Here is an 18,905-nt window from a genome sequence, read left to right on the forward strand (position 1 = left end):
TCACCTCTTATCAATCATCATTTTTATCGGAAAGATACGCCGAGCTTTTGTTCAAAAACTGGCCTATCAATACATCTAAAATAAAACTCAGGCACAAAGAAAAAAACGGAAGGTCAAGTTATGTCAATCAATGATTTAACCCTCGACAATCCGTTTTCGGAATAATTACGCTTAGAATGCAGTTGAGAATTTAATACCGCCTACCCAAGTATTATCACCATTTTTTAATGCCCCAACATGACGAACATATTGCACATTTGGACGGATAGTCAGCCAATTCGTCGCATGAATACCGTAGTAAAGCTCGGTATTGTATTCAGTGTCGTATTCTTTATTTTGGACATCGTTCCAATCATCGTTGATATGGATACGCGCAACACCTAATGCCAACTCATCTTGAGGACGTTGATTCAGCAAACCTTTATAGACTAAGCCTACATTTTGCATGTTATCAATTTTGTTGGTGTCGGAATCGTGGAAAGTCAGGTTTACAAAACCAGTCAAACCGCGGTCTGTTTGATCAGCAGGCTGAAATATTTTTTGTTTTGCAGTTACCCAAACACCTTGCTTATGAGAATTTTTTGTTTCATCTGCAATTTCTTTGGCATCAGCAGTACTGTAGTAATAACCTAAACGGTATTCACCAGCCATGCTTTGAGCACCTAATTTAGGTGACCAAACCACTTCGGCAGGAATAATTGCACCGTGAGAACCATCCGTACTCAGGTTAAAACCTTTGCCTCGGTCCAGATTTTCTGGGTTATATTCATATACACCAACTTGCGTATATAAGTCAGGTTGCAAGTTATATTTAACACGCATTGCCCATTGGCTAACTGGCCAGTTATACCACTGATCGCCGACCCAGTTCCCTACTTGAGAACCGCAAAGCGCCAAGTTCTGGAAATCACAGTCAAAACTATTAAAGTCTTCACCTTCACCAAAACGGCCTACTTTAACGTCTAACTTTTGATCCATGAATTTTTTCTTAATCCACAAATCTGTTAAACGCCAAGTTTGCTCACGCCCCCACACTTCCTGTACAGAACTCAAATGCCCAGCTAAAGCTGGTGAATGTTCAGAAAGTGATTGACCATCACGATAAGTTAACGTGATTTGAGCTTCTGTATCTTGCCAACCTAAAATTTTATTTAGGTCAAAATGAGTTCCTAAAGCAAGTTGCCCTGTATAAGCACTACCATGGGTAGATGTCTGCTTTGAGTCTAAAATACCAGCATATTCACCGGTATATCCAAACGAAAAATCATAACCTTGTGCTTGTAACGCTGTGCGTTGACCGTTCCAATCACCCAACATCCACGGACTATTTGGGTCAAATGCAGCCGCAGCTTGTGCATGCTGAATAAAAAGGGTAATTGATAAAACGGATAAACAAGAAGCCATCAAGGATTTATGTGCTTTCATGTTTACATACCTTTTATGTCTTTGTTTATTAAGGGTACGCTAATTTTATGTAAAGAAATTATTCAAAATGTTAATTAATTGATTAATCAGATAATAATTTTCACCCACCCTGACTAAAAAATAACATCAAGCTCTTACCATCGCCCTTCGCCAAGCTTTTGACCTATAAAGGAATATCTCATTTTAGATCGTGAAAACTTAATTGGACAAGCCAATTGTGGTTCTGTATCTGCTGTATTATTTTGCAAAGGTACATCCACAATCCATCCACGTTCTTGTGCTAAGGGAGAATTTAAAGCCTCAGTTAGGTTTAAAACAGGTTCTACACATACATCAAGATTTGCGAATATTTCATGCCATTCTTTAAAGGTTTTAGTTTTAATTTTTTCTTGAATAGCTTGTTTAACTTCCTGTCGGTCTTCTACATCTAAGGAAGCGCCTTTTTGTAATAATAAAGGTAAATCAAGTGCGATTGATAAACCTGACATAAATTGTGGTTCAAGACTACCAATTGATAGATAGCGCCCATCTTGCGTTATATAATAATCATAGAAAATGCCACCATTGAGCATGCCATGTTCTGGAGCCTGCTCAACTTGTGCAGCAAGTGTGGCTGATGCAGCCATACTATTTAAGCTTGCCACACAATCGGTCATGGAAATATCAATATATTGCCCCATGCCACTACGCGCGCGCTCGACCACTGCAGCTAAAATAGCAATGACTGCATGAAGTGAACCACCTGCAATATCTGCAACTTGAATACCAAGCGGTGGCGGGCCACTGTCTTGTCGGCCGCTATACCCAGCAATACCAGCTAAAGCTAAATAATTAATGTCATGCCCAGCTCTGTCTTTATAGATTCCAGTCTGTCCATATCCGGTAATTGAACAATAAATTAAACGTGGATTAATTTCTGCAAGCGTTGAGTAGTCTAATCCTAGACGGCGCATCACATCAGGTCGAAACTGCTCGATGACAATATCAAATTCAGAAATCTTGGCTTTAATCAGCTCAATACTCGCCGGATCTTTTAAATCAAGAACAATCGACTGTTTATTTCGATTTAAATAACTATGTGCCGTTGCTTGTCCATTTGCATAAGGCGGCATGATGCGAATTAAATCTGGACGTGATGGAGATTCAATATGGATGACTTCTGCGCCCATATCGGCTAAATACATTGTGGCAAAAGGTCCAGGTAAGAGTGTCGAGAAATCGAGAACTTTAAGTCCATTTAATGCTGTCGTCATCGTTTTTAACCACTATTATTCATATTTTCTTTTATATTAGTTAAGCAAATATTCCAAAACAATGTCATGTTCAGCCATTTACCTTGATCATTTCGGCAATTTAACATGTAAAAAGTGCTTTTACTCTGTTGTAAATCGCCAATTTATTTTTTTAGACGGTCATTTAGGTCAATTTAAAGTGAACATCAAAGAGACTGAAGGATTCAATATGAGTCGCGATACGATTAGCATCCACTTCGTGAATGCGGCTTTGACAGGCGTAAAACGCCTTGGCATGGATGTCGAGACGTTACTTTCACATGTGGGTATCGAAGCGGAACTATTACGTCAACCTAAAGCTCGAATCTCGCCAGAACAATACACTCGTTTTATAAAAATGTTGTGGATGGTCACACAAGATGAACACGTTGGTTTTGATGTACAGCCACGTCGTTTGGGCACTTTTGCCATTATGTGTCAGTTGATTATTCATGCAAAAACCTTGGGCCAAGCCCTTGAACTCTCATCTCAATTTTACAAATTATTCGGTGATGAATGGTCTGTAAGCCTAGAGCGTGACAAACATGAAGCACGTTTAGTTCCACTCATTCCAAAAACATTAGATCCGGACCATTTCATTACTGAAAGTATGTTAATGATTTGGCATGGTTTGGCATCTTGGCTGATTGAACGTCGCTTACCTTTAGAACGTGTTCATTTTAGCTATCCACGTCCTGCTCATGCAGATGAATATGATGCATTATTTTTTGCACCAGTCATGCAGTTTGATGCACCTCGTACTGAAATTACCTTTGCAGCCGATTATCTTGATTTGCCAATCCGTCAAGATGAAAAAACGTTAGAAGAGTTCTTAAAAGCAGCTCCTGCTCAGCTTTTAGTAAAATTCAAAAACACCAACTCGCTGACTTCACGTATTCGTGACGTACTCAAAAGCCAGATTGGTGAAGAAATGCCAACGCTTAATGACGTTGCATCAATGTTGTACTTGTCTCCTCAAACCTTACGCCGCCGCTTGGCTGCTGAAGGTAAAAGCTACCAAGGCGTGAAAGATGCTCTACGCCGAGATGCTGCTATTCATTTGTTACTCAATCCTGAATTAACACTTGAAGATGTTGCACAACAAGTTGGCTTTAGTGAAACCAGTACTTTCCATCGCGCATTTAAAAAATGGACAGGTGTGACCCCTGGTTTATACCGTCAGCTACACGGTTACCACTAATTCTTAAATCTCTTTAGTTTCACATTTAGCCCAAGTTCAACTTGGGCTTTTTTGTATCTCTATTGGCAAAAATCATCACCTGACTGGTGCGCTTATCGTCATTGCACTCGCTATCAAAACCAGTACACTCAAAACACAAATAAATTTTAAGCAATAAAAAAGGAACTGTTATGAGCGAGGCTTATATTATTGATGCCATTCGCACACCACGCGGAAAAGGAAAAAAAGACGGCTCTCTTTACGAAGTAAAACCAATTACCTTACTCACCACTTTATTAAATGAATTACAGCAGCGTCATCAGCTTGATACGTCTAAAGTCGACGATATTGTTCTGGGCTGTGTAACTCCTATTGGTGATCAAGGTGGTGATATTGCTAAAACAGCCGCCATTGCAGCGGGTTGGAATGAGGATGTTGCTGGGGTTCAAATCAATCGTTTTTGTGCTTCAGGCTTAGAAGCAGTCAACATGGCAGCCATGAAAGTTCGTTCGGGCTGGGAAGATTTAGTGGTTGCTGGTGGTGTTGAATCAATGTCACGCATTCCAATGGGTTCCGATGGCGGGCCGTGGGCGCTAGACCCAGAAACAAATCTTAAGTCATCATTTGTTCCACAAGGTATTGGGGCTGACCTCATTGCAACCTTAGATGGTTATACTCGCGAAGATGTAGACACATTTGCAGTAAACTCTCAGCAAAAAGCTGCAGCAGCTCAGGCAAATGGCTATTTCGATCAATCAGTGGTTCCTGTAAAAGATCACTCGGGTGTGGTGATTTTAGAAAAAGATGAATTTATTAAAGGAAATACGACAGTTGAAGGACTGACTAAACTCAACCCAAGTTTTGAAATGATGGGACAAATGGGTTTTGATGCCATCGCCTTACAAAAATATCCTGAAGCACAAAAAATCAATCATGTTCATCATGCAGGTAATTCATCAGGCATTGTCGATGGAGCTGCTGTTGTTTTATTGGCCTCAGAAAAAGCAGTGAAAGAACAAAACTTAAAGCCACGCGCTAAAGTTCTGGCGACTGCACTCGTCGGTACTGACCCAACGATCATGCTGACTGGCCCTGCTCCTGCTGCACGTAAAGCCTTAGAAAAAGCTGGCCTCACCATTGATGATATTGACCTGTTTGAAGTCAATGAAGCCTTTGCAGCAGTTGTAATGCGTTTTATCAATGAACTCAATGTTCCACCAGAAAAAGTCAATGTAAATGGCGGTGCGATTGCTTTAGGCCATCCATTGGGTGCAACGGGTGCCATGATTTTAGGCACGCTACTTGATGAGCTTGAACGTCAAAATAAAAAGCGCGGTTTAGCTACGCTCTGTGTTGGTGGTGGTATGGGTATTGCCACCATTATTGAACGCGTATAAAGATTAGGGATATAAAAGATGAGTGCAATCCAATACGAAAAAAATGCCGATAACATTGTCATTTTAACGCTTGATTCAACAGGTCAATCTGCAAACACCATGAATGCCGAGTTTCGAGACTCGCTTGATGAGGCAACCCAAAAACTTAAAGCCGAAACAGAACTTTCAGGCGTTATCTTCCGCTCAGCCAAAAAAACTTTCTTTGCTGGGGGTGATCTAGATGAGCTTATTCAGGTTCAGCCCGAACATGCCACTGATTTTTTCAACATGGTTGAAAAATTAAAAGGCCATTTACGTACCATTGAAACATTAGGTATTCCCGTAGTTGCAGCCTTAAATGGCACAGCGCTTGGTGGCGGTTGGGAAATAGCATTAAGCTGCCATCACCGCATTGCAATCAATGACCCAAAAAGTAAGTTCGGCCTACCTGAAGTCACTTTAGGCCTGTTACCGGGTGGCGGTGGTATTGTTCGCATGGTACGCCTACTTGGCTTACAAAACGCATTCCCATTTTTAATGGAAGGTAAGCAATTTGGTGTCGATAAAGCAAAATCTTTAGGTCTGATACATGACACTGCCGAAAACGAACAAGAGCTTTTAGATAAAGCGATCGCATGGGTAAAAGCCAATCCTAAGTCTCAACAACCTTTTGATGTAAAAGGCTATAAAATTCCGGGCGGCGATCCAAAGACTCCAGCTGTTGCTCAAGTTCTTGCTATTGCCCCAGCCATGTTAAGAGACAAAACCAAAGGTTGTTACCCTGCTCCTGAAGCAATAATGGCGGCAGCAGTTGAAGGCGCTCAGGTCGATGTAGATACCGCTTTACGCATCGAATCTCGTTACTTCACCCAACTCACCACGGGTCATATCTCTAAAAATATGATCGGTACTTTCTGGCACGGTCTAAATGCAATTAAGTCTGGCGCTAGCCGCCCTGCCGATGTTACAAAATGGCAAGCCACTAAAGTTGGTGTGCTAGGCGCGGGCATGATGGGTGCTGGTATTGCATATTCAACCGCAATTAAAGGCATTCCTGTTGTACTAAAAGATGTGTCTGTTGAAAATGCTGAAAAAGGCAAAGCCTATTCGCAGAAACTTCTAGATAAACGCGTTTCTCAAGGCCGTATGACCGCAGAAAAACGTGACCAAGTATTATCCCTCATTACAGCAACTGCCTCAGCACAAGACTTACAAGGCTGTGATCTCATTATTGAAGCTGTATTTGAAAACCAAGAGCTCAAAGCCAAAGTTACTCAAGAAGCTGAACAATATTTAGCTGAAGGTGGAATCTTTGCATCGAATACTTCCACCCTACCAATCACAGGTTTGGCAACGGCTAGTAAAGATGACCAGAAGTTTATTGGACTACATTTCTTTAGCCCAGTCGACAAAATGCAGTTAGTTGAAATTATTAAAGGTAAAAACACCTCAAGCGACACACTTGCTAAAGCCTACGACTTTGTACAACAAATTGGAAAAACGCCAATTGTTGTCAATGATAGCCGCGGCTTCTTTACCAGTCGTGTGTTTGGTACTTTTATTCAAGAAGGTATGCGCTTACTTGCCGAAGGCGTTCATCCAGCCCGCATTGAAATGGCAGCACTTAAAGCAGGCATGCCTGTAGGTCCCCTCGCTATTCAAGATGAAGTATCTTTAACTTTAACCGAACATGTTGCCAGTGAAGCACGTAAAGCTTTGCAAGCTGAAGGGAAAGATTTGCCTAAGACCTCTGTCGATGAGGTCGTTCATACCATGATTCATGAGTTAAACCGTAAAGGTAAGGCGGCTGGAGCAGGTTTCTATGAATATCCAGAAAATGGTAAAAAGCATCTATGGGAAGGTTTAAACCGCTGGCAAAAAGATCATGGTATTTCTGAACAAGATATGATCGATCGCATTCTGTTTGTACAGGCTTTAGATACATTACGCTGCTATGAAGAAAGCGTATTGGAGTCGGTTATTGATGCCAATGTTGGCTCTATCTTTGGTATTGGTTACGCTCCTTGGACGGGAGGTGCGATCCAGTTTCTGAATCAATACGGTACTGATAAAGCACAAAAACGAGCTGAAGAATTAGCTGCCAAATATGGTGAACGTTTTACACCTCCAACTTTGCTAAAAACCAAAGCTGAGCAGAAACAAAATATTCAATAACTTAGACTTATTGGATATTTAAAAACTGCATAAACCTTGCCCATATAAATATATTTTATTTATATGGGTTTTTCTTTATGACCTTTAAGATTTCAGCCTCCTGCCTAAATATGCTATAAATAGACTTCATTTTTGTGCTTCTAAAGCACATTCGAGAAATCCTTATGTCCGATAAAAATTCTTCCGAGTCAGCAATTTTAGGTTGGAAATTTGTTCTGATCGTTGGTGTTTTGAGTGCGATTTTCCTTGGCTTTTTCTATTTAGCGATGAGTAATGAACCTGACTATATGCCAGGAGCTCAGCGCAAAGCACAACAAGAGCAAATGCAGCAAAAAGCTGAAAATTCCACAGAGCAACACGCTCAACATAGTGACAACATGTCTGAAATGGATATGAAAGAACATCAGAACTCAACTCAGTAATTAGATATCAAATGACAGATTTTTCCCGTAATGCACTTGTTGTAGAGGGTGGAGGCATGCGTGGTGCCTTTACCAGTGGCGTACTTGATGCTTTTTTACAGCAGCAGTTCAACCCTTTCGATTTATATGTTGGCGTATCATCTGGTTCAACCAACGTTGCAAACTACTTAGCAGGTCAACAAGGCCGCACTTTAACGTTTTACACTGATCACTCACTCCGTCCTGAATTTATCGATTACAAACGCTTCTTTAAAGGCGGCGATTTACTTGATTTAAAATGGATGTGGGAGATTGGCGAGCAAGAGCATCCGCTTGATCAGCAAAGTCTGTTTGCTAAAAATCCTGATTTTTATATGGTATTGACGCATGCCAAAACAGGACAGGCAGAATATCTTCGTGCGGGTAAAGATAACTTGTTAAATGCGCTTCGTGCTTCTAGCTCAATTCCAGTTTTAACGCGTCATCCCGTCGATATTATGGGTGAACCATACTTTGATGGTGGCGTTGCAGATGCCCTACCTGTTCGCTGGACGGCTCAGCAAAGTGATGTCAAAAAACTGTTAGTTTTGCGTACCCGTCCAAAAAATTACTTTAAAGCCAGTAGTAAAGGCGATCAATTCCTCGCGAAATATGCTTTTAAACATCATTATGGTTTTGCAAATAGCTTACGTAGCCGTTGTGCCAGATATAATGCTTCAGTAGATTTTGTCCGCGGCCCTAACTCAGACCAGCAAATTTTAGAAGTTTGCCCACCACCCCTTAAGAATATGGCAGGTCGTTTAAGTACTAATCCGAAAAAACTTCGCTATAGCTATGAAGTCGGCTTAGAAACAGGTTTACAAGCCATTGAAAGCTGGAATGCAATGAAATAATGCCAAATTGAGATTTCTAAAAAGAAGTCTCAATTTAACTCTAAAGTCATATCAATATGTGGGATACCACAATCTAGATATTCCTCGCCTTGAACCACAAAGCCCAATGCTTCGTAAAAAGCGGTCACATAGGTTTGCGCTGAAAGCTTTAGATAAGGTAAGTTTTGCTGGCGCGCATAATCAATAATATGCTGCATTAAAATTTTACCTATACCCTGTTTTCGATAAGGCATTAAAACAGCTACCCGCCCTACACTATGCTGTGGCAACAATCGCGCTGTAGCAATTGGTTGCTCACGGTCATACACAATAAAGTGTAAAACCATGGCATCCAAATCATCCCATTCATCTTCAGGGGCAATTCCCTGCTCTTGAATAAAAACTTGCTCACGGATGAGCTTGGCATCTTTCTCAAGCTGCTTCCACCCACCCGTTATAATTTTATACATGGGTTAACCTGCTTAACACTTACAACCAATATTCTCGATAGGCAACTGGTCTTGTAATAACAATTCTAGAGTTTGTTTTTTAATACCATACATGTCTTTCAAGGCTTGAATTTGAGCCATGATCTTGGCATCAGGCTGAGTGACATCCTTACGTTTTGTCGCCAAAATCATTTTGTTTTTACTGGTATGTTCAAGCGATACAAACTCAAAGACTTTGGTTTCATAGCCATAAGCTTTTAAAAGTAATGCACGTAATGTATCAGTCAACATTTCAGCTTGCTGGCCAGCATGAATACCAAACTGTAGCATGGGTTGTAACACTTCTGGGCTATGTAATTGTGGGCGCAACTCTTTGTGGCAACATGGGGCACACATAATCATTGATGCATTTAAACGAATGCCGGTATGAATCGCAAAATCGGTAGCAATGTCACAAGCATGCAAGGCAATCATGACGTCCAACTTTTCCGGTTGATAACTACGTACATCACCTTCAAAAAAGTCTAAATGATTGAAATCAACTTTATCTGCAACTTTTTGGCAGAATTCAACCAGATTGGGTCGTAATTCAACGCCGGTAATGAGAGGTGTTTTTTGTTGTTCTTGCAAATAATCATATAAAGCAAAAGTTAAATAGCCTTTACCTGAACCGAAATCGACAATCCGTAACTCTTGCTGAGATGCGTCAATCTGTTCATAGGCACTCGCAAAAATTTCAATAAATTTATTTATCTGTTTCCATTTGCGGGCCATGCTTGGAATGATTTGGCCTTTTTCATCGGTAATACCAAGCTCTTTTAGAAATGCATTGCCCTGCTGCACATAGCGTTGCTTTTCACGATCATGTGTCTGAATTGTCTGTACAGAATTTACGGCCTGCTTTTTACCTATATTTAATAGGGCTTTTTTCTTATTTTTTTTAAGTTGGATTTCTTGAGTAGTTGAAAATAAGTTCGCTTGCTTACACTGCACTAAAAGCGCTGCAATCTGTTCTAAGCCCTCTTCAAATGAATAATTTTTGGTCACATCTTGGGTTGTATAGTGATATAAAGCCGAAAGCTGTTTTTGTCCATGTAACTCTACAACACGGAAAGTGATTTTTTCCAGTTGTTCCAACTCTCCTTTATATTGGCTCAAAATCAAACGCTCAAAAGTCTGCTCATCAAGCATTTGTTTGATTTCATAAAAGAATTGCTGTTCTTGCTCAAAGGAGAAAACCGACACGGATATACCTAAAAAATGAAGACTCATATAAAATAGAAGTTTAAAGGGTCTAGGATTAAAAATAAAATAACTTTACGACTGTTTTGTATTTCTATACATTTGTATTTTTAATCAAAAAAATTAAACTCATGAGTAAATCTGTGCTGGAAACTTACGATCCTAAAGAAGAACTACTTAACGCCTACAGCCATGGAGCTGGTGTCGTTATGGCAGTTATTGCTTCTATCTTTTTAATTATGAAGGGATCTTATCTTCCAACTGCTCAGTGGGTGGGTTTATGGGTATACTCATTTAGTCTGATTCTGGTTTTCACGAGTTCAACACTCTATCACTTTGCCCAAACACAAAATCTACGTTACTGGTATAAGAAACTAGATCACACTGCGATTTATTATTTAATTGCGGGGACATACACTCCTTTCTTAAGCATCGCGATTCCTACACAAAAAGCCCATATTCTGCTTATTGCACTCTGGAGCATTGCTGCAATTGGTACACTTTTCAAGTTAGTTTTTATCCATCGTTTTCAAAAAATTTCTTTGCTGGCCTATATTGTAATGGGATGGCTTGCCGTTTTTGTAATGGATGATATGCGTACTTATTTGAGTAAAGACGCATTGATTTTCTTGATTATTGGCGGTTTAGCTTATACGGTTGGAGCATTGTTTTACGCGTTAAAAAAGGTAAGATATACCCATGCGATCTGGCACATTTTTGTGCTTTTAGGTGCAGGAGCACACTTTCTTGCGATCTATTGGTACATTGTTTAGTTCATTTTTCACTCTTATTCAGTGATCCTGAAAGAGTCATGGATGATGTTCTTTCACGCTATTCTTTGAGAAAAATATGTCTTTAAAAAGAATAGTAAATTAAAAATAAATTTTAACTGATATAAGGTCTTATATGGAGTCAACTTCTGCGACTGCTGCTCCAGCGGTAGCCACTAATTCAAAAGCGCGGGTTTTGTTTGCAAGCTTAGTCGGTACAACCATTGAGTTCTTCGACTTTTATATCTATGCAACAGCTGCCGTTATTATTTTTCCTCACCTGTTTTTCCCTGCTAGTAGTGGCAGTGCCGCAGTCTTACAATCTTTAGCAACCTTCGCCATTGCCTTTATTGCTCGCCCTATCGGTGCAGCGTTATTCGGTCATTTAGGAGACCGTATTGGTCGTAAAGCCACTCTAGTTGCAGCTTTGCTCACCATGGGTATTTCAACAGTCTGTATTGGTTTACTTCCAACCTATGCACAAATTGGTCTTGCCGCGCCTTTACTATTAGCTGTATGCCGTCTAGGGCAAGGCTTAGGTTTAGGTGGTGAATGGAGTGGTGCTGTATTACTTGCGACAGAGAATGCACCTGAGGGTAAACGCGCATGGTATGGCATGTTCCCACAGCTTGGGGCTCCAATTGGCTTTATTTTAGCAACAGGTTCATTTTTATTATTGGGTGCAGCTATTCCTGAGCAGGCATTCATGCAATGGGGCTGGCGTATTCCCTTTATTGCAAGTGCTGTATTAGTGATTGTTGGCCTATATATCCGTTTAAAACTCCATGAGACTCCAGCATTTCAAAAGGTCTTGGATAAGCAAAAAGAAGTAAATATTCCATTTAAAGAAGTCTTAACTAAACATACAGGCAAACTTGTACTTGGTACGATTGCAGCAATCTGTACGTTTGTAGTGTTCTATCTTACGACGGTATTTGCCTTAAACTGGGCAACCACTAAATTAGGCTATGCGCGTGGTGAGTTCTTAGAACTTCAACTCTTTGCTACACTATGCTTTGCTGCATTTATTCCATTATCGGCTATTTTTGCAGAAAAATTTGGACGTAAAGCCACTTCGATTGGTGTTTGTATTGCTGCTGCGATTTTCGGTTTGTTCTTCTCTAGCATGTTAGAGTCTGGAAATACGTTAATTGTTTTTCTCTTCTTATGTACAGGCTTGTCGATTATGGGCTTGACCTATGGTCCGATTGGTACCGTTCTTTCTGAACTTTTCCCAACTTCAGTTCGTTATACGGGTTCAGCGTTAACGTTTAACTTGGCAGGTATTTTTGGTGCATCTTTTGCTCCACTTATTGCCACTAAACTTGCTGAAACCTATGGTTTATATGCAGTTGGTTATTATCTTACTGCGGCATCACTTCTATCACTCATCGCTTTCTTATTCATTCGTGAAACAAAAAATGATGATGTGAATAATCAGATCTAAAAACTAGAAATTCTTATATAAAAAAAGCCGGTTCATCATTGACCGGCTTTTTTTATAGATACAGCTTAATTTATTGTTGTCGGATTTGCAGGAGCACTCATATTACTTGCTGCAACTGCCGCTGGGCCTGCTACCGCCGCCTCTCCAATTAAAGCCACTTTTGCTTTTTCTTGGCTCTTCGTAGATAAAGCCGGGTTAGTCGCCACAATACGATTAATATTTGCTGAGTTTGCCGGAGTAATCGCAGTGGTTTGTAAAATAATTGGGCGATTAGCTGTGTTACCCAACGTATAGCGAATACCTGTGCGAGGGCTAATCACTGTTGTATTTTCTTGCTTCACTACAGCTTGAGCCGAAGTTGGGCCTTTTGCTGCAAGTACTTTGTCAACCGTTGTCGTTTGAGGGGCTGAAGCTGCTTCTGCTGCGAAAACAAAACTAGGCACAGCAAGAACAGTTAAAAATAAAGGTTGTAATACTTTTTTCATTGTCTTTCCAACATACACTCTGGATGAGAAGTAAATAGCATTTAATGCTTAAAACTGCAAACATTATTCACAGGCTTACTACAAACGTAAAAAAAGCAGAACAATTGTTCTGCTTTTTTTCGTTAAGGCAGATTAAATCTTACCGTGACACTGCTTATATTTTAATCCAGAACCACACGGGCATGGTGCATTACGGCTTTCTGGAACAGGGAAAGCTTGCTGATCGGCAGACTCGTTCATGGTTTCTTGAGAAAGTGTAACTTCACCCGTTAAACCATCTACATCGTCATGCTCAAAAGAAAGCTTCATCGATTCAGCTTGCTGCTGCTGTTGAGCTTCCATTTCTGCAAGTTCTTCTGGTGTTGGGATATGTACACGAGACAAATCAGTCACAACATCAGTTTTAATAATACCGAGCATATTTACAAACAGGTTGAAAGCTTCTTTCTTGTATTCCTGTTCAGGATTCTTTTGCGCATAGCCACGTAAGTGAATACCTTGACGCAAGTAATCCATTGCAGCTAAGTGATCTTTCCAATGACGATCAAGAGAGTTTAAAACGAAGTGACGTTCAAGCATTGCTGCTGATTCATCACCCATTTGAGCACGGCGTTGACGATAACGTTCAATCACTTCATCACTGATTCGCTCAACTAAACCTTCTTCATCTAGACGACGATCTTGATCTAACCATTCCTGAATTGGTAGCTCAATGCCCAAATCAATACGTAAAGCATTTTCTAAACCTTCCACATCCCACTGGTCATGAATTGACTCAGGTGGAATAAAGTTCGCAATCACGCCTTTCATCACTTCATGATGCATTTCTTCGACGTATTCTTTTAAGGTATTTTCAGCTAACACTTCATCACGTTGTGAATAAATGATCTTACGTTGTTCATTATTCACATCATCGTATTTCAATAAGTTTTTACGAATATCAAAGTTACGAGCTTCAACTTTACGCTGAGCGTTCTCAATTGAACGACTCACCATTTTGTGTTCAATCGCTTCATTTTCTTGTAGACCCATCGCGCGCATCATTCCGACTACGCGGTCACCTGCGAAAATACGCATAAGGTCATCTTCAAGAGACAAATAGAAACGAGAAACACCAGGGTCACCCTGACGGCCTGCACGACCACGTAACTGGTTATCAATACGACGTGATTCATGGCGTTCAGAACCAATGATGTGCAAACCACCTGATTGCAATACATCTTCATGGTCTTGTTCCCATTGTGCTTTCAGACGTGCTTCATCTTCAGCAGTAGGGTTTTCAAGTTTGGCAAGTTTCGCTTTCCAGTTACCACCCAAGATAATGTCTGTACCACGACCAGCCATGTTCGTTGCAATCGTTACTGCATTCGGGCTACCCGCTTGAGCAATAATGTCAGCTTCACGCTCATGTTGTTTTGCATTCAACACTTCGTGATGAATACCAGCTTGCATTAACTTAGAAGATAAAATTTCACTAGCTTCAATGGTCGCTGTACCAATAAGAATCGGTGCCACACCTTGCTCACGAATATTCGTAATTTCTTGAATAATCGCGTCATATTTACCGTTACGGTTTAAATAAATTAAATCGTTTTGGTCATTACGTACCATTGGGCGGTGAGTTGGAATAATCACAACATCAAGGCCATAAATTTCTTTCATTTCCGCAGCTTCAGTATCAGCAGTACCTGTCATACCTGAAAGCTTTTTATATAAACGGAAATAGTTCTGGAATGTTGTGGTCGCTAAAGTCTGGTTTTCAGGCTGAATTTCCAAACCTTCTTTCGCTTCAACTGCTTGATGCAAACCTTCTGACCAACGACGGCCCGGCATTGTACGGCCAGTATGTTCATCAACAATCACGACTTCGCCATCGTGAATAATATAGTGAACATCGCGCTGGAATAAGAAATGTGCACGAATAGCGGCAGACACATGGTGAACAAGGCTTAGATTCGTTGCTGAATATAAGCTTTCACCTTCAGCCAACAAGCCCATCTGAATAAGTTCTTGCTCAACAGTTTCATAACCAATTTCAGTCATTTCAACTGAACGCTGCTTTTCATCAATCCAGAAATGCCCGCCATCTGCAACTTTTTCTTCTTTTTGCGGACGTAATCTAGGGGGAATCGTATTGATTGCAGCATAAAGATGTGAAGAGTCTTCACTTTGACCAGAAATAATTAATGGTGTACGTGCTTCATCAATCAAGATTGAGTCAACTTCATCGATAATGGCATAGTGCAAGCCACGTTGTTTCTTTTCTGCTAAAGAAAACACCATGTTGTCACGTAAGTAGTCAAAACCGAATTCGTTATTGGTACCATAAGTAATATCAGCAAGATAAGCTTCCGCTTTTTCAGAAGGACCTTGCATTGAATAGATCGTACCAATAGATAAACCCAAAAATTCAAATAATGGGCGGTTCAACTCAGCATCACGCTGTGCCAAATAATCGTTCACAGTAATGACATGAACGCCTTCGCCACTTAATGCGTTTAAATAACACGCCAAAGTACCCATAAGGGTTTTACCTTCACCGGTACGCATTTCGGCAATCTTACCTTCATGTAAAGTAATACCACCAATAAGCTGAACGTCATAGTGACGCATGCCCATTACACGTTTGGCAGCTTCACGACACACTGCAAACGCTTCTGGAAGTAATTTATCTAAACTTTCGCCATTATTATAACGTTGTTTGAATTCTGGAGTTTTTGCAGATAAGTCTGCATCGCTTAAAGCTGATATCGTCGGCTCGAGCGCATTGATTTGCTCAACAATTTTGCGCATGCGTTTGAGTTCGCGCTCATTTTTTGTACCGAAGATACCTCCGATCAGACTTGCCAACATGGATAAACTCTCTAAATCTTGCTTGGTCAAATGAATAAACTTTTTCTCAGTCGTTTATTATGGTGCCAGAAATTTGAAGTACAAGGGTTTTGCACAAAACCCCTAAAAAAAATCTGATAGTTAGACGAATGGTTTTATCATTCGCCTAGTCCCCCGTAATGTGCCTTGCACCTAAAAACGTAACATTAACGCTCATCTATTAAGCATAACTTCCGAGAAATCTAATTTAGCAAATTTACCTTAAAGTTACATTGATTAAGCACATAAAATAGTGAGTTTTAGTCATATATATTTACACTTATATAAAAAACTCATAATAAAATACAAAAACAATAATTTTAATCATAAAGATAATGCTGCATATTCATTGATCGAATAACAAATTATGAGCAATTGAGGAACGATCATGACACTACGATTAGGAGATACAGCCCCCGATTTTCAACAAGAATCGAGTGAAGGCACAATTAATTTTTATGATTTTCTAGGGGATAGTTGGGGAATTTTATTTTCACATCCAGCCGACTATACACCCGTATGTACAACAGAGTTAGGTTATACAGCAAAATTAAAAGATGAATTTACGAAGCGTAATGTTAAAGCGATTGCTTTGTCAGTAGATGATGTAGAGTCTCATAAGGGCTGGATCAATGACATTAACGAAACACAAAATACGACTGTAAATTTTCCAATCATTGCTGATAAAGACCGTAAAGTATCTGAACTCTATGGTTTCATTCATCCAAATGCCAGTGAAACACTGACAGTTCGTTCATTAGTGATTATTGATCCGAATAAAAAAGTTCGCTTAATCATTACCTACCCTGCTTCAACAGGCCGAAATTTTAATGAAGTCTTACGTGTTGTTGACTCATTACAATTAACTGACAAGCATAAAGTAGCGACACCTGCGAACTGGCAGCAAGGTGAAGATGTCGTTATTGTGCCATCACTTAAAGATGAAGAAGAAATTAAACAGCGCTTCCCTAAAGGCTATACAGCGGTTAAACCTTATTTACGCTTAACACCACAGCCTGAAAGCAATAAAACCGACTAAAGTTTTTATTGCTTGCAAGACAAGCAAAGCGCGTAGGCAAACATTCTAAAGTTTCCTAATAAAACTGATAGTTATGTGCTGATTTTAAAAGCCTTTAAAAAGGCTTTAATTGAAGCGCAAGACAAACGAAGTGCGTAGGCAAACATTCGAAACTTTTCGAATAAAAACTGACAGCAACACGTATGCAACCAGTTAAAAAGTTCATAACAGAGCATCGGAAATAAGTACCAAATTTTTAGAAAGTCTTAAGTAAATATCACACCCTAAAAAGTCATCCAACGTGATGGCTTTTTATTTATGTATTGAATACACATGGTTTTTACTGCCAAGATCAGTTATAACTCGAAGCGATTCGGTATAAAAAATAAAAATCATGATCTATAAAATTCATCATTTAAAGTGCGGCAGCATGTGCCCAGTTTGTGCCCCACTCTTTGGACAAAAAGGCTTCCGAGCTGAAGTTGTCTGCCATTGCCTGTTGGTTGAAACCGATCGAGGTCTAGTGCTTATTGATACAGGCTTCGGGCTGCAAGATTATCTACACATGAAGCAGCGACTAGGTTCATTAGTCCAACGTTTAGGCAAAATTGAGACTAACCTTGAGTTTAGTGCCATCCAGCAAATCCAAAAGCTCGGGTTTAATCCTAAGGATGTACAACATATTTTTGTCACTCATCTTGATTTTGATCATGCAGGTGGAATTTCAGATTTTCCCCATGCCACTGTCCATGTTTTAGCAGCAGAATATAACGCGGCCCAACTTCCAAATTTTAAAGGCAAACTTCGCTATAGAACCAATCAATATAAAGACCATCGTTACTGGAACTTTGTTGAATATCAACAAGGTGAAGCATGGTTTAACCTAGAGAAAGTAAAAGGCTTTCCTCTTTTTCAAGATGAAATTTTAATGGTGCCTTTATTGGGTCACTCAGCTGGTCATTGTGGTATTGCCATAAAGCAACAAAATCAATGGTTATTATTTTGTGGAGATGCGTACTACTCACACCTAGAGTTAAACCCTAAAAATAAATTAAGATCTCTTAGTTTGCTGGAAAAAACATTTGCAGAAGATAATGAGAAACGTCTTGTTAATCTCAAACGCTTGCAGCATTTAGCTCAACATGAGCCAACGATTGAAATAATTTGTGCTCATGATCCTTATGAGCTTAACCGGTATCAAACATGAAAAAATTATCACTCATCACACTTGCCATCTGTATAAATTTACAGGGATGTATGCAGCATGAAAGTATTGCCCATGAGCATCGCCCCCAAGACTGGGGGACCTTAGTCTCTGAGGCCCATAACTTTTATCAGATTAGTGATACTGTTTTTCGCAGTGAACAACCCGATGCAACAATGGTTCCCGAGCTAAAACGTCATCAAATAAGTACCATTATTAATTTAAGAGCTAGAGCTTCAGATGATTTAGTTTTTAAAAATGAAAATTTTAACCTTGCACATATTCCTATCAACACTTGGGCAATTGACCGACAATATCTATTAGAAGTCATGCAACAAATTAAGATTGCCAAACAGAATAATCAACGTGTTTTATTGCACTGCTACCATGGTTCAGACCGTACAGGAGCCAGTGTTGCCATGTATCGTATTATTTTTGAGAATTGGGCAATTGATGATGCGGTTAAAGAAATGAAGCAAGGCGGTTATGGCTATCATATTATCTGGAAGAATATTGACCGCCTATTTACACCTGAAAATGTAAAATGGACTCGACAGCAACTGTCGAATTCCAGCAGCTAAAGACTGGATTGCTTTTGTATGCAAACGCGATTATTAGGCAAATAAGTTGGCTCAATCACCAACTTATTTATTGTTTTCATTCTTATCAATTACATCGAAAAACATACATTTAAAGATAGATGACCATCAAAAATATGA

At 39.8% G+C, this 18,905-nt stretch carries 16 protein-coding genes; 10 read left to right on the plus strand and 6 right to left on the minus strand.

From position 1 onward, the window contains the following. Positions 1–171 precede the first annotated feature (171 nt). Both RMB13_RS04525 and RMB13_RS04530 read right to left on the minus strand, forming a co-directional pair. Complete coding sequence (locus RMB13_RS04525) at positions 172–1,404, minus strand: carbohydrate porin (RefSeq protein WP_311084563.1); 1,233 nt, start codon at positions 1,402–1,404, stop codon at positions 172–174. 155 nt (positions 1,405–1,559) lie between these two features. After that, positions 1,560–2,678 carry a CaiB/BaiF CoA-transferase family protein gene (locus RMB13_RS04530; RefSeq protein ID WP_311084525.1) on the minus strand — a complete coding sequence of 373 codons (1,119 nt, stop codon included), beginning with the start codon at positions 2,676–2,678 and terminating at the stop codon, positions 1,560–1,562. 208 nt (positions 2,679–2,886) lie between these two features. On the opposite strand from RMB13_RS04530, the gene RMB13_RS04535 reads away from it, so the two are divergent. The 5 genes from RMB13_RS04535 (at position 2,887) to RMB13_RS04555 (ending at position 8,721) form a co-directional block, all read left to right on the plus strand. Next, positions 2,887–3,897: an AraC family transcriptional regulator gene (locus RMB13_RS04535; RefSeq protein WP_004638954.1), complete on the plus strand. Its 1,011-nt coding sequence runs from the start codon at positions 2,887–2,889 to the stop codon at positions 3,895–3,897. A 170-nt stretch (positions 3,898–4,067) separates the two neighbouring features. Next, the gene (locus RMB13_RS04540) at positions 4,068–5,273 is read left to right on the plus strand and encodes an acetyl-CoA C-acetyltransferase (protein WP_311084526.1); all 1,206 of its coding nucleotides are present in this window, start codon (positions 4,068–4,070) and stop codon (positions 5,271–5,273) included. 18 nt (positions 5,274–5,291) lie between these two features. Beyond that, positions 5,292–7,427, plus strand: a complete 2,136-nt coding sequence (locus RMB13_RS04545) for a 3-hydroxyacyl-CoA dehydrogenase NAD-binding domain-containing protein (RefSeq protein ID WP_311084527.1) — start codon at positions 5,292–5,294, stop codon at positions 7,425–7,427. A 164-nt stretch (positions 7,428–7,591) separates the two neighbouring features. Then, the gene (locus tag RMB13_RS04550; protein WP_004638947.1) at positions 7,592–7,849 is read left to right on the plus strand and encodes a hypothetical protein; all 258 of its coding nucleotides are present in this window, start codon (positions 7,592–7,594) and stop codon (positions 7,847–7,849) included. An 11-nt stretch (positions 7,850–7,860) separates the two neighbouring features. After that, a complete protein-coding gene (locus RMB13_RS04555; RefSeq protein WP_311084528.1) occupies positions 7,861–8,721 on the plus strand; it encodes a patatin family protein in 861 nt (286 codons plus the stop codon). A gap of 29 nt (positions 8,722–8,750) precedes the next feature. Here RMB13_RS04555 and RMB13_RS04560 read toward each other — a convergent pair whose 3' ends face one another. Then, the gene (locus RMB13_RS04560) at positions 8,751–9,170 is read right to left on the minus strand and encodes a GNAT family N-acetyltransferase (protein WP_311084529.1); all 420 of its coding nucleotides are present in this window, start codon (positions 9,168–9,170) and stop codon (positions 8,751–8,753) included. Positions 9,171–9,182: 12 nt separating this feature from the next. Further along, positions 9,183–10,394: an SAM-dependent methyltransferase gene (locus RMB13_RS04565; RefSeq protein ID WP_005036227.1), complete on the minus strand. Its 1,212-nt coding sequence runs from the start codon at positions 10,392–10,394 to the stop codon at positions 9,183–9,185. 128 nt (positions 10,395–10,522) lie between these two features. Between RMB13_RS04565 and trhA the strand changes: the two genes are divergently transcribed. Further along, positions 10,523–11,164, plus strand: a complete 642-nt coding sequence (trhA, locus tag RMB13_RS04570) for a PAQR family membrane homeostasis protein TrhA (RefSeq protein ID WP_003655229.1) — start codon at positions 10,523–10,525, stop codon at positions 11,162–11,164. Positions 11,165–11,297: 133 nt separating this feature from the next. Beyond that, positions 11,298–12,608 (plus strand): MFS transporter, encoded by a 1,311-nt coding sequence (locus tag RMB13_RS04575; protein ID WP_080027750.1) that lies wholly within the window; start codon positions 11,298–11,300, stop codon positions 12,606–12,608. Positions 12,609–12,673: 65 nt separating this feature from the next. On the opposite strand, the gene RMB13_RS04580 is transcribed toward RMB13_RS04575, so the two are convergent. Together RMB13_RS04580 and secA are read right to left on the minus strand one after the other, a co-directional pair. After that, positions 12,674–13,093 (minus strand): hypothetical protein, encoded by a 420-nt coding sequence (locus tag RMB13_RS04580; protein ID WP_311084530.1) that lies wholly within the window; start codon positions 13,091–13,093, stop codon positions 12,674–12,676. A gap of 132 nt (positions 13,094–13,225) precedes the next feature. Beyond that, complete coding sequence (gene secA / locus RMB13_RS04585; protein ID WP_005036220.1) at positions 13,226–15,946, minus strand: preprotein translocase subunit SecA; 2,721 nt, start codon at positions 15,944–15,946, stop codon at positions 13,226–13,228. A 406-nt stretch (positions 15,947–16,352) separates the two neighbouring features. Here secA and RMB13_RS04590 point away from each other — a divergent pair, with 406 nt between their 5' ends. The 3 genes from RMB13_RS04590 to RMB13_RS04600 all read left to right on the plus strand — a co-directional run bounded on the left by RMB13_RS04590 (position 16,353) and on the right by RMB13_RS04600 (position 18,767). Then, positions 16,353–17,003: a peroxiredoxin gene (locus RMB13_RS04590; RefSeq protein WP_005050084.1), complete on the plus strand. Its 651-nt coding sequence runs from the start codon at positions 16,353–16,355 to the stop codon at positions 17,001–17,003. Between the two features lie 373 nt (positions 17,004–17,376). Beyond that, complete coding sequence (locus RMB13_RS04595) at positions 17,377–18,189, plus strand: MBL fold metallo-hydrolase (RefSeq protein ID WP_213073802.1); 813 nt, start codon at positions 17,377–17,379, stop codon at positions 18,187–18,189. Continuing rightward, positions 18,186–18,767, plus strand: coding sequence for a dual specificity protein phosphatase family protein (locus tag RMB13_RS04600; RefSeq protein WP_311084531.1), 582 nt, complete (start codon positions 18,186–18,188; stop codon positions 18,765–18,767). The genes RMB13_RS04595 and RMB13_RS04600 overlap by 4 nt, the downstream gene beginning before the upstream one ends. Positions 18,768–18,905 lie beyond the last annotated feature (138 nt).

The sequence above is a fragment of the Acinetobacter sp. V102_4 genome, assembly GCF_031799005.1.
In the GTDB taxonomy this organism is placed as follows: domain Bacteria; phylum Pseudomonadota; class Gammaproteobacteria; order Pseudomonadales; family Moraxellaceae; genus Acinetobacter; species Acinetobacter calcoaceticus.

What these genes read in the sequence shown, in the direction of transcription:
- RMB13_RS04590 (WP_005050084.1), top strand. Translation starts at nt 16,353, where the DNA reads ATGACACTACGATTAGGAGATACAGCCCCCGATTTTCAACAAGAATCG.
- RMB13_RS04595 (WP_213073802.1), top strand. Translation starts at nt 17,377, where the DNA reads ATGATCTATAAAATTCATCATTTAAAGTGCGGCAGCATGTGCCCAGTT.
- RMB13_RS04600 (WP_311084531.1), top strand. Translation starts at nt 18,186, where the DNA reads ATGAAAAAATTATCACTCATCACACTTGCCATCTGTATAAATTTACAG.
- RMB13_RS04575 (WP_080027750.1), top strand. Translation starts at nt 11,298, where the DNA reads ATGGAGTCAACTTCTGCGACTGCTGCTCCAGCGGTAGCCACTAATTCA.
- RMB13_RS04535 (WP_004638954.1), top strand. Translation starts at nt 2,887, where the DNA reads ATGAGTCGCGATACGATTAGCATCCACTTCGTGAATGCGGCTTTGACA.
- trhA (WP_003655229.1), top strand. Translation starts at nt 10,523, where the DNA reads ATGAGTAAATCTGTGCTGGAAACTTACGATCCTAAAGAAGAACTACTT.
- secA (WP_005036220.1), bottom strand. Translation starts at nt 15,946, where the DNA reads ATGTTGGCAAGTCTGATCGGAGGTATCTTCGGTACAAAAAATGAGCGC.
- RMB13_RS04540 (WP_311084526.1), top strand. Translation starts at nt 4,068, where the DNA reads ATGAGCGAGGCTTATATTATTGATGCCATTCGCACACCACGCGGAAAA.
- RMB13_RS04530 (WP_311084525.1), bottom strand. Translation starts at nt 2,678, where the DNA reads ATGACGACAGCATTAAATGGACTTAAAGTTCTCGATTTCTCGACACTC.
- RMB13_RS04525 (WP_311084563.1), bottom strand. Translation starts at nt 1,404, where the DNA reads ATGGCTTCTTGTTTATCCGTTTTATCAATTACCCTTTTTATTCAGCAT.
- RMB13_RS04560 (WP_311084529.1), bottom strand. Translation starts at nt 9,170, where the DNA reads ATGTATAAAATTATAACGGGTGGGTGGAAGCAGCTTGAGAAAGATGCC.
- RMB13_RS04555 (WP_311084528.1), top strand. Translation starts at nt 7,861, where the DNA reads ATGACAGATTTTTCCCGTAATGCACTTGTTGTAGAGGGTGGAGGCATG.
- RMB13_RS04550 (WP_004638947.1), top strand. Translation starts at nt 7,592, where the DNA reads ATGTCCGATAAAAATTCTTCCGAGTCAGCAATTTTAGGTTGGAAATTT.
- RMB13_RS04545 (WP_311084527.1), top strand. Translation starts at nt 5,292, where the DNA reads ATGAGTGCAATCCAATACGAAAAAAATGCCGATAACATTGTCATTTTA.
- RMB13_RS04580 (WP_311084530.1), bottom strand. Translation starts at nt 13,093, where the DNA reads ATGAAAAAAGTATTACAACCTTTATTTTTAACTGTTCTTGCTGTGCCT.